The organism is Robinsoniella sp. RHS, from assembly GCF_001029355.1.
Classification (GTDB): Bacteria; Bacillota; Clostridia; order Lachnospirales; family Lachnospiraceae; genus Robinsoniella; species Robinsoniella peoriensis.
The window spans coordinates 1-9,989 of the sequence record NZ_JNGB01000118.1; the positions used below are offsets into that span (position 1 = coordinate 1).

Annotated in this window: 9 protein-coding genes; 8 read left to right on the plus strand and 1 reads right to left on the minus strand. The window is 41.8% G+C overall.

Features of this window, described 5'->3' with window-relative positions:
• From RHS_RS24590 to RHS_RS24615, 6 genes are all read left to right on the plus strand, one after another.
• Positions 1 to 411: conjugal transfer protein (locus tag RHS_RS24590; RefSeq protein ID WP_047834659.1), on the plus strand; the 411-nt coding region annotated here is incomplete at its 5' end.
• Positions 412 to 705: a hypothetical protein gene (locus RHS_RS24595; protein ID WP_047834660.1), complete on the plus strand. Its 294-nt coding sequence runs from the start codon at positions 412 to 414 to the stop codon at positions 703 to 705.
• A complete protein-coding gene (locus RHS_RS24600; RefSeq protein ID WP_047834661.1) occupies positions 702 to 1,127 on the plus strand; it encodes a TcpE family conjugal transfer membrane protein in 426 nt (141 codons plus the stop codon). Before RHS_RS24595 ends, RHS_RS24600 begins: the two co-directional genes overlap by 4 nt.
• Position 1,128: 1 nt before the next feature.
• Positions 1,129 to 3,552 carry an ATP-binding protein gene (locus RHS_RS24605; RefSeq protein WP_395023516.1) on the plus strand — a complete coding sequence of 808 codons (2,424 nt, stop codon included), beginning with the start codon at positions 1,129 to 1,131 and terminating at the stop codon, positions 3,550 to 3,552.
• Entirely contained in the window at positions 3,552 to 5,669 is a 2,118-nt protein-coding gene (locus RHS_RS24610; RefSeq protein ID WP_047834662.1) for a CD3337/EF1877 family mobilome membrane protein, read from the plus strand. Before RHS_RS24605 ends, RHS_RS24610 begins: the two co-directional genes overlap by 1 nt.
• Positions 5,670 to 5,748: 79 nt before the next feature.
• Complete coding sequence (locus RHS_RS24615) at positions 5,749 to 6,759, plus strand: CHAP domain-containing protein (protein WP_047834663.1); 1,011 nt, start codon at positions 5,749 to 5,751, stop codon at positions 6,757 to 6,759.
• On the opposite strand, the gene RHS_RS24620 is transcribed toward RHS_RS24615, so the two are convergent.
• Positions 6,756 to 7,514, minus strand: a complete 759-nt coding sequence (locus tag RHS_RS24620) for a DUF6710 family protein (RefSeq protein ID WP_047834664.1) — start codon at positions 7,512 to 7,514, stop codon at positions 6,756 to 6,758. The two genes, RHS_RS24615 and RHS_RS24620, sit on opposite strands and share 4 nt — an antisense overlap.
• Before the next feature lie 27 nt (positions 7,515 to 7,541).
• On the opposite strand from RHS_RS24620, the gene RHS_RS24625 reads away from it, so the two are divergent.
• Positions 7,542 to 7,919 carry a hypothetical protein gene (locus RHS_RS24625; RefSeq protein WP_047834665.1) on the plus strand — a complete coding sequence of 126 codons (378 nt, stop codon included), beginning with the start codon at positions 7,542 to 7,544 and terminating at the stop codon, positions 7,917 to 7,919.
• A 681-nt stretch (positions 7,920 to 8,600) separates the two neighbouring features.
• A partial coding sequence (locus tag RHS_RS24630; RefSeq protein ID WP_047834666.1) for an FtsK/SpoIIIE domain-containing protein occupies positions 8,601 to 9,989 on the plus strand: 1,389 nt, incomplete at its 3' end.

Below are 9,989 nucleotides of genomic sequence, written 5' to 3' on the forward strand. Positions count from 1 at the left end.
TTTAAATTAAGGTCACTTCCGTATCTGATTCCGGCACCTCCTGTTATGGAATATGCCCTAAAGGCAGACCAGCCGGATGCATCTACGATGGTAACGGATGAAACATCCAGTAAAGAAATTTACAGCTTTCTGGAAACTTTCTTTAAATTTATGGCAACCGGAACAACGGAAGAACTGCGGTATTATACGAAGTCGGAAGTAGAGAGCCTGAAAGGCATATATGAGTTTATCCGGCTTGACAATGTAGCAATATACCAGGAAAAAGAAGGATACCAGGTGTTTACAGATGTCTGGATGCAGGATGTATCAACAAAGGCAGAAATATTGATGCAGACATCTGTCACTCTGGTACGGGAGCAGGATCGCTATGTAGTGTCAGAAATTAATTATGGAAATGGAGGAATAAAGTAAATGGGTATTGGAGCAAATTTGCAGAGTATGGTTTCTACGGAAGCGGCTTCGGTTGCGGCAGTCATTGTAATTATTTTTGGAATCGTGTCTTGGTTTAAAAAAGAAACTGGCAAGCTGATTGGTTCGATTGTTGTGCTTGGAGTTTGTTTACTATTTATTATTGAACCGGATGGAGTTGTCACCTTAATTGTCAAGACCATGAAGCAAATATTCGGAATGGGTGGTACAGCGGCACAGATCATTAATCACCCGTATCTTTTTGCAAGGATGGCATGGGGAGGGATGGCAGCATGATTGTACGCTCCTATGATGGTTTATGGCATGTAGGAAAAAGACTGTATCGGGTGGAAGGCTGGAAAGTGCCAGGTTCACCTTTGTATACACAGATTGCATTTTTTGCTGTCGGATTGGCGGCTGTATTTCTTTTGTTAAGCATCTTTGGGCAAAACGGAGGAAGTTATTTACTGGTGAAATATGTTGCGCTGCCGTATGGGTTTTCCACTTTTATGACCAGAGTAAAATATGATGGGAAACGTCCAGACCGCTATGTACGGTCAGTTCTACGGTTTTATTTGTACCCGCACCGGATTTGCCGTTATGAAGCAATAAAAAAACCAGAGAAATCTGTTTATGATGGGACAATGGTACGGGTCATCCGGAATCATTTAGAACTAGAAAAACCAGAACAACAAGAAAAACAGGAAAAGGAGGAATAATATGCGTTATCAGATGCCGGTAAATTATTACAGTGGAAATTTGGCTTTTGGTGACCAGAATGTCTGGGCATATTATGAAATTCCAGGATTTTATTATGATTTCTTATCCGAGGAAAAGAAGATCCAGAAGATGCTGAGCCAGTCCGTTGCGTTTACGGGCATTAAAGTGGAATTCCATATGCTGGTTGTCCCGGTGGAACAGGATATTGAGAAAATCAGCCGGGAGTATGAAAAACAGATTACTGGACCTTTGCGTGAAATAGGAATTGCACATAACAGACAGGTTACCGCAGTTTTAAAGGAGAGATGCAGCACATCCAGGGACTTTAAATTTTACCTGGGTGTGAAATTAATGTCCTGTGAGTCAGAACGCTTAAAGGAACGGTTGCAGGAAATCGCCCGTGAATTTAAGAAAAGGCTGTACCAGGCAGGAGACATGTATATGGTTACGGAAGCGGAGATCAAACAGTACGAAAGATCAGAACGCCAGGTATACCAGAGACTGTCCCGGAACATGGAAGCAGTACGTGTAACGGAAAAAGAAACCCAGTTTTTAATTGAACGTAATTTTACCCGTGGAATCAAAAAGATTTCTCCGGATCATAAGAAGATCCATTTCCAGATCCGGGAGGGGAAGCGGTATGTAGAAAAAACAGAAGTAAAACGTCTGTCGGAAGGGTTGTTGGAAGATGATCCGATGGATTATATAAGGCTTAAAAACAATGGAAAAACCATTTATATGACTTTTCTTTGTGTTTCTGATCTTGCTTATGAATCGGAAGCCGTGGGGAATGAATTTATCTATTATGTCCAGGAATTTGATTTTCCAGTGGATCTGTCCATCCGTGCCAGGGTAAGTGACAATGAATCCAGCAGAGCCACTGTAAGGGGAAAGAAAGAAGGACTGGAAGCAGAGATCCGGTTTGCAGAAGAAAGCGGGGAGTCAGCACCGCAGGAGATCATCGAAGGGGAAGAAGGGCTGCATGAACTGGAATATGACTTGAAAAAGAGTAAAAAGCCCCTTTTTAATGTGTCGATTGTGTTGTGTATTTATGGGGATACGGAAGAAGAAATGCGTTCCAGGGCAGCCGTTGTGAAAGAAGAGTATAAAAGCATGTTTGAAATTGTCCTGGAACAGCCGCATGGAGACCAGTTATTCCTTTTCAATGAGTTTCTGCCAGGAGCAGAGTTAAAAATAACAGACTATGTGCATGTAGCAGAACCGAACTTTTTAGCAAGCGGGATGTTTGGTGCGACGAAGAAATTAGGAGATCCATACGGCTTTTATTTAGGAACAACAGGGATCAATAACCAGCCTGTATTTGTAAACCTTGGACTGGCAGCCAGAGGAATCCGGGGCACAGTGACAAACTCCCTGTCGATGTCGGTTTCCGGTGCTACAGGCGGAGGGAAATCAATGGGGACGAATGATATCTGTTACAATGCAGCATTAGGTGGGGCGCGGGTATTGACCTTAGATCCAAAAGGAGAACGCACCAACTGGATAGAAGATCTTCCAGAATTAGGAGATGAATTAAATATCGTTACCTTGTATGCAGATGAGGAGTACCGGGGGCTGCTGGATCCGTGGTATGTAATGGAAGGTAAAGAAGCAGAAGCATTAGCAATATCAGTCCTGACCATTTTGTTAGGGATTCACAATCGAGATTCACGGTTTAAAATTATTGCAAAAGCAGTAAAAGAGGTAGGTGCGCAAAAAGCAGCAAGCTTGACAGCAGTCCGGGATTATCTTTTAAATAGTGAAGACGGTACTTATGTGGAAGTAGGGGAGGATATTGACGCATTTTATGAAATTTCTTTTGCAGTACTGCTGTTTGGAGATGGCAGACCGGTAAAAACAATTAATCTGGAATCCGCAATTAATATTCTGCAGATCCAGAACCTTTCACTGCCGTCGAAAGAATTACAGGCAAAAGATTATACGATAGCAAATGTACTTTCCATTGCATTGTTGACTCCAATCACGGCATTTGCAGATAAATTTATCCACAGTGACCGTTCCATTTTGAAACTCTTTGTGAGTGAGGAAGCTTGGGCGACATTAGCCAGCAGCCAGGGAATGCAGATCTCCGATAAGTTGACCCGTGAGGGAAGGGCGCTAAATGGCGGTATTTGTTATGTAAGCCAGAATGTAGGCGTGTTAAGCCAGACAATCAAGGATAATATCGGAATAAAGTTTGCATACCGGTGTAAAAACGAAGAAGAAGTTGCAGAGGTATTAAACTTCTTTGATCTGGAAAAGACAGATGAGATTGTAGAAGTTTTAAAAAATCTTCCAAATGGACACTGCCTGATGCAGGATATCTGGGGGCGTATTGGAATTCTGGCTGTTGACGTGGTATTCCAGGAATTATATGATGCATGGGATACCAGCCCGCCCGCGCCAAAAGTGGAGGTGAGTTGATGTCCAAAAAGAAAAAAATAGGACTCGTATTATTCATGATTACCCTTTGTCTGCTGGGTATTTTTCTTCTTGATCTGGCAGTATCCGCAAAAGGTTTGATCGGGGAAGATACCGGGGGCACCTATTTATATAACAAGTATCCGATAGAAAATTATAAGCTGGACAGTTATGTAGATACCAGCGGAAACTGGATGCCGTGGAACTGGGGAAAGGCAATGGATGATGGAAGTTATTCACTCCTTGCCTGGCTGATCGGCTGTGTGTATGCTGCCATATTTAAAGGGTTCCATATCATCGGGTATTTTGTACAGGCGGTTTATTCTACGGATGTCATTAACCCGCTTATGGAAGTAACCGTGCAGTTTATCCAGGGCATAGCCGGTTTTAATGGCAGCTTTTTGGATAATGGCTTGTTTTCTCAATTGCTGGCAACGGTGGTGATCCTGACCGGACTTTATTATGGTTTCCAGATTATAAAAAAAGAATCCGGGCGGACAATCGGCGGTCTGGCAATGTTTGGTCTGCTGGTGGTAGTGTCGTTGGGGTTTTTTGCAAAGGCAGATACGTTTATAAGGGGGGCAAATGACATTGCCAATTCCATTCAGACGGTGGTTGTAAAAGCCGGGACACATGCAATGGGCATGAAAGATGATCCGGCGGCTGCAATCCGGGAAGGATTTTTTGATATCACCGTTTACCAGCCCTATTTATTGCTGCAATATAATGACACCTCGGTTTCGGCTGAAAAGGCTGGGGAGATTCTTTCTTTGGAAAGTGGAAGTGAAGAACGGGAAGAACTGGTAAAAAAAGAAGTAGAAGAGCATGGCAACAAAATGATGAATGGATGGTATGGTCTGGATCTCAGGGTGTCCAATATGTTGCCCCTTATCTTGTCCGGTGCAGTTCTGGCAGTTGTGATCCTGATGCTGGTCTGTATTAATATTTACCACCAATTTTTGTTTGTACTGTATGCGTGCGTATCTCCATTTATTTTGATTTTATCATTACTGCCAAATAAGTCAGGAATGGCAATTCAGCTGGGGGCAAAATTAGTGTATGAATTGTGCATGCGGATCGGTCTGGCAATGCTGCTGTGTTTGATGTATGGATTTTCCGCAGCCATTTATAAATTAACCGGTGCAGAGGGATATGTATATGGTGCCGTGTTACAGGCGATTGTCTATGTTGCAGTCTTTTTATTCCGGAAAAAGATATATGGTCTCTTTATGGAAGGCGGAAAGCCAGCCGGAGGAAAAGGAGGTCTTCGCAGTACCCTTGGTTCCCTGTTTATGGCAAACCGTGGATTTAAGGCTCTCGGCATGATGATGGGAGGAAAAAGAAATCCGCTTCCAAGGAGAACAAAAACAGCAAAACAGCCGCAATATGCGCAGTCAGATCTGACGAAACGAATTGGAACAACTGCAAATAAGGCGTCGAAATTGAGTGGAGGGAGACAGCTGGGGCTGCCGGATAAGGTGATCTATGGAACTTGTGCACCGGATGCAGGCAAGCTGGCTGAAGGAAACAAAAACAGTCTGGCGAAACGTCCAAGAAGAAGGCAGATGCCTGCAAGTAAAAAACAGGTTGGAAATATCTGGTATAAAGCAGCCGTACCAACAAGCAGAATGAATAGACATGTATCGAAAGGCAATTTAGCAAGATACCGAAAGGATGGAAGCAGACCTGAAATTTCTGAAAAGGGAATGCGGCATAGAAATGATCCATCAAGCCAGGCAAGCTATGTTAGAAGAAAGTCCAGGTTACAAATGAGTCAGGGACAGTATAAAACGGCAGACCGGGAAAAGGTTCCGTATGTTCAGAAAAGCAAGTGGCAGAAAGGACAGAATATGGATAGAACATTAACAAAAAGAAATACAAAGGTGCAGAGCGAATCAAAATCCCAGGGTGAACAGAACAGCAAGAGCAGCCAGGGCAGCTATGTGGGAAGAAGGAATCAACCCGCCGATTCCCGGAATACGCAGACAGATGAAAAAGAAACCAGCAAACCCTATGTGAGAAGAAAAACGGGCAGTGTGTTAAGCGAAAAGCCGAATATTTACAGGCGGAGCAAAGGAAGCCGTCCCAGGAGAACATGGGATTCCAAAAAGAATAAGTAACAGAATGCAGAACTATCGCAAACCAGCAGATAGTTTTTTTATTGCTTATTTTTAGACAGTCCGTGAAAGGAGATGAAAAATGAAAGGGATAAAAATAGCAGTTGTATTAGCAATTGTTTTTGTACTGCAAATATTCGGCGGACTGTTTTTTATGGGAGTCATTACAGGAGGTGGAAGCGGATCCGGCGGGGGAGGAAGTGGCGGCGGAGGTCATGGAAGCCAGGCAATCGTGGAAACGGCTATGAGCCAGCTGGGCGAACAAAACAATGGTGGACAGAAATTCTGGTCATATGCCGGGTTTCCCAGCCGGGTATCCTGGTGTGCGGCATATGTATCCTGGTGTGCAAATGAAAATGGATACATTGAAAGCGGGATTATACCAAAATCCGCATGGTGTAATGATTTCAGGACTTTTGCAAAGGCAAGGGATCAATGGAAAGATGGGATGGCACATGGCGGATCTTATATTCCAAAGAAAGGAGATTTGATTTTATTCCAATGGGGCGGCAGTACCGGAGCGGATTTAGACCATATCGGAATTGTTACGGATTCGGACGGGGTTACGGTATCAACGGTAGAAGGAAACAGCGGGGATGCGGTCAAGTGTAACTTTTATCCAATCGGATCTCCATTTATCATTGGTTATTTTACTCCTGCTTATCCTGGCAATAGTGACAGCGGATCGAATAGCGGAACGGGTGACTATGGAGAGGATCAGACTGCTTACACCCAGGCAGAAATGGAACTGATTTATGCAGTCATACAGCAGGAGGATAATGGAAGTTATGAAGGTGCACTTGCGGTTATTTCTACGGTTATGAACCGTGTGGAGTCCGAAGCCTGGGGTTCCTGTGGGAGCAATGCATTGGAACAGATCAAGGCACCTGGGCAGTTCTGTTACAGTATAGATACCAACTGGCACCAATGGCTGGGCGGTAATGTATATGCCCATGTAAAACAGGCTGTTGATGATTGTCTGAAAAAGGGAATCCGTAATCATGAATATACGAGGTTTCGGAGTACCCAGGGAAGCGTAACCGGTAATGCAGGCAGATACATACCAGATGAAAGGGGTAACTATTATTTTTAATTTAAGTTAGCGTAGTCAGTTGGTAAAATTGCAATATTTTTGTCAATTAATAATCTACCGATTTCATAGATAATTCCAATGTCATTATGTTTGGGGGTGTAAATGCTTTTTTGACATTTTTGATGAATAAAATCAATGCCATCAAAGGTTATTTCTTTGTAAGAAGAAGAAATATCAATAGAACTATGTAATTGTACGGAAGCAGATGTATCGTATATACCGGTTGTGGCGGAATGAAGACCATTTGTTATTTGACATAACCCAATAGGATAAATGAATAAATTACTAAAATGATTTGATGGGTCATATTTGAATGGGTTGTTGGCAAATTTTCCAATAGTAGCAAAAGCATTGAGCATTCTGTCAGGATTCCATAAAGATGCAATCACCGGAACAGCGTTTAAGTTAATGAAGCATTTGAGTTCTTCTATATTTTCAGTGTTATAATCTGTACGAAAATAACAATTTGGACATTTAAAGTACAGTGGAAACAAGGGGAAAGAAGACAGAGTTTCTTTTGTTATTAGATTAGGAAGTAATTGTTCAACTCGGTTGTTTTGAATATTTAGGCAGAGAACTTTTAAGATTTTTATGATAACTGATTTTTTTTGATGTTCTGATAATGAAGAGTTATCTAAAATAGAATTTACAAAATTAATATAGTTGTGCAACTTTTCTTGTGCTTTTTTTAAATGAAAGCATTTGTGAATCTTATGATTTATATGTTTTATCATATTAGAATAAAATTTGTCCATTTGGTCTTCTTAAAGTGAGGTGTTGAAGTGTTAGTTATCACATTGAGTGTTTTATTAAATATATTTATGATTAGTTATTTTTATTGTAACAGAAAAAGGAAGAAAATAGAAGCTGAAAATAGGGATAAGAGTATCCGGTTAATGAGGATTTTCATCAGTCATTTTCGAAAACAATTAGAAAAAGAAGAATCAGCGTTTTCTTTTGATATGGGATTAGAAACATTGAAGTTTTTTGATGATTTCTTGTTAGAGGAAGTGAGAAAAGGCAAATTTAGTGAAAACGGGGTATTCTGCATTCATGGCTTTGTTCTAAGAGAAGTACCAGAGGTTTATCAGTATTATAAAAAAGAGTTAGGTGTGACTTTGGGACACATGGAATGTTATCTAAGGGATATAAAAGAATAAGATAAAGAGAGTTGAAAAAAGCGGCGGGCGCCCATATGCTCTCTGGAGAGGTCGGGGGTACAGGGGGCAGAGCCACCGTAAAGAAGAAGTGCCAGAGAAAGCCTAACTGCCCGGTTTTTTGCGGTACAATGATATGGGCGAAACCGGGAAAGTAGATCCTGCATTTGCTCCCCGTTTTCGGCAGAAAATAACCACCGCAAAAAAATCTTAAGTCAAGGGGAAAAGGGTGGAGATTTTTCGCTTTTTGAAAAATACTACCCGTACCTTGACTTATGATAGGACAGTGGAAGCACAGCCAGTAAAGAAAAGCCTTAAACAAAGAAATGCGCCCGAGGGGCACCCGTGTAAGGAAGGCTTTATCCGATCTAGTTCTTAGTGGGAAATTGGCTGCCCGGAGGAAAGACGATTTGCCGCTTAGAACTAGACGGTAATAGCCTGAACCGGAGCGGGTCGAGGAATCAGCGCCCAAAGAAGTAGAAGAAAATAAGAAAATCTAAAATGAAAATTTAAGATAAAAGAAAAACCCTGCTTCAAGCTGCTCACAAGTTGCAGAGTAAATTGTTTGAAAAAGATGGCATAAGGTCGCGGATCCAAACCCTAGTAAAAAAAAAAGTCAGACAAATAAAGACTGCAGCGTGGAAATTGTTTGAAAATGACCTGCAATTAAGGAGGGACACCCGAATGAAATTGAAATTGAAATGGTTCTATAAAGGAATGAAAATTCATAAATGGCACCGGAAAATATTGTGGAAAATGATTGCTGCTGTTGTATTGCTTCCTGCTCTGATCACCCTGTTAGTTCATTTGTGGCTTCAAGAGTTCCAGATCACCCAGGAAATTTTAATCCAAAGTGGAATAAAAAGTGCAATTATAGGAGGAATTCTATCCGCTATCACATCACTTCTGTTGTTTCGTGTCTGGTGCCATCTCTATAACTTGCAAAAACTATGTCAGATGTGCTTTGATGCCATGTATTACAACCTGGAAGGAACACAAAGCGGAGGGAAAATAGTAAATTCCCAAAAAAGCATGACCTATTTTCCCAAAATGTATTACCACTGCAAAAAAGGTGTGATGAAAATTACAATCAAACTGGACGGTAGCAAATTTCATGAAAGTTTCACGGATATGGGAAATACGCTTGGAGAAATGTTTGACCGTGAAATAACCGGGGAAAAACGGAAGTACTGGTATAAAATATATACCCTGGAATCCATTGAAGAAGACCGCCTTTACATGGGAAAAAGAGAACAGGAATGTGAAAAGACGAAAATACCGCTTATGAAAGGGCTGTGGTGGGACTTTAAAAAGGCACCCCATGCGTTGATCACAGGCGTAACCGGAGGAGGAAAGAGTTATTTCCTGTATTATATTATCCGCTGCCTGAAAAAATTAGGGGCAAAACTGTATATTATAGATCCCAAGCGATCCGATCTTTATGGACTGCGGAAAGTTTTAGAAGAAGATGAAGTAGCTTATGCAACCGGAAAGGTCATGCAGATGTGCCGTAAAATAATGGCGAAAATGGATAAAAGGTATGAACAATTAGACGAAGCACCTTTTGGTGCGGATTATGAAACATTAGGCTTAAAGCCTATTTTTTTGATTTTCGATGAGTTTATCGCATTTATCGAAAGCCTGGAAAGAAAGGAAGATGTTAACAATATCATGTCTTATTTAACCAAAATTGTATTAGAAGGAAGACAGGCAGGAATCCAGATCATATTTGCAACCCAGAGAGCAGATGCAAAATATTTATCGGGAGCGATCCGGGATAATTTAGGCTTGCGGGTATCACTGGGGTCATTGGAAAAGTCCGGGTACCGCATGACATTTGGAGATGCAGACAGGAAGTTTGAAAAGTTTGGAAGCAGTCATGGCTATGTGTATGTGAATGGAGAAACCGAGACGATCCGGGAATTTTATGCGCCCTATTTAGGAAGGGAATATGATCCAATGAAAGATTTGAAAGATATCGTTAATGCCCGGACGGAGTCCCCCGTTGAGCTGCGGAGCAGATCAAGCGGCAGCGATGAGGGGGACTCCGGCAGGGCGGAGGACGAAGTCCGG

Coding starts and splice junctions, on each gene's coding strand:
- RHS_RS24600 (WP_047834661.1), top strand. CDS start 702: ATGATTGTACGCTCCTATGATGGTTTATGGCATGTAGGAAAAAGACTG.
- RHS_RS24615 (WP_047834663.1), top strand. CDS start 5,749: ATGAAAGGGATAAAAATAGCAGTTGTATTAGCAATTGTTTTTGTACTG.
- RHS_RS24605 (WP_395023516.1), top strand. CDS start 1,129: ATGCGTTATCAGATGCCGGTAAATTATTACAGTGGAAATTTGGCTTTT.
- RHS_RS24595 (WP_047834660.1), top strand. CDS start 412: ATGGGTATTGGAGCAAATTTGCAGAGTATGGTTTCTACGGAAGCGGCT.
- RHS_RS24610 (WP_047834662.1), top strand. CDS start 3,552: ATGTCCAAAAAGAAAAAAATAGGACTCGTATTATTCATGATTACCCTT.
- RHS_RS24620 (WP_047834664.1), bottom strand. CDS start 7,514: ATGGACAAATTTTATTCTAATATGATAAAACATATAAATCATAAGATT.